This window comes from Escherichia sp. KCJ4928, from assembly GCF_004352695.1.
Lineage (GTDB): Bacteria > Pseudomonadota > Gammaproteobacteria > Enterobacterales > Enterobacteriaceae > ECMA0423.
Genome location: NZ_SJWV01000495.1, coordinates 1 through 782 on the forward strand (window position 1 = coordinate 1; position 782 = coordinate 782).

The 782-nt window shown below is 52.0% G+C and carries 1 pseudogene; it reads right to left on the bottom strand.

The annotated features are described in order from the left end of the window. A pseudogene (locus tag E0D98_RS25085) lies at positions 1 to 589 on the bottom strand (IS110-like element IS621 family transposase); the annotation flags it as partial. Positions 590 to 782: the final 193 nt, after the last annotated feature.

Below are 782 nucleotides of genomic sequence, written 5' to 3' on the forward strand. Positions count from 1 at the left end.
GTTTCCTGCGGTGTTTCATATCCGGATCATCGTCTGTCAGGTCTTTTATCTGCTTCTCAAGACGCTTCAGCTCTGCTTCAAGCCACAGAAGGTGAGCATCAATGCTCGGTCTCTGGACTTCCCGCGCCGTTTCAGTGCGATTCAGTTCCTGCGTGTGCATATCTGTCAGCGCCTGGTGGCGGACTACCAGGGCACGCAACGCGCGTTCAAGCGGGTGAGGCGCTTCCCAGGCTGCAGGGCTCTTCTGACGACAGAACTCTGCCAGCATGCGCGCATCCACGGTATCAGTCTTGTTACGCAGTCCTTCACTCTGAGCGAAAGCTTTACCCAGCGCAGGATTAATGACTGACACTATGTAGCCAGCATCGTAAAGGCACTCAGCGACAGGTTCCATATAGGTGCCGGTCGCTTCGATGCAGATATGCGCATGGTCAATCTTGTGACCTTTCAGCCAGCTCACCAGCTCATCGTGCCCTTTAGTGGTGTTAGCGAATTTTTTGGTGCGATGACGACCATCAGGACGCAACACATCGACATCCAGTTTCTCTTTAGCGGTGTCGATACCGATATAATGAAGTTCATGTTCCATAGTGAAACCAACCTTGCAAATACGGATTACCGGGAAAACCGGTCCATGATACTGTCCGGTTTATCACTTTGGGAGAAAGGCAGTCCGCTGCATAAATCTACGCAACAGGTTAGAACCCAAGGCCCGATACGGCATGCGGACTGCAGGCAGAGAAAACTGGCCGATTTTCTCTGCACTGGAGGGATAATACAAG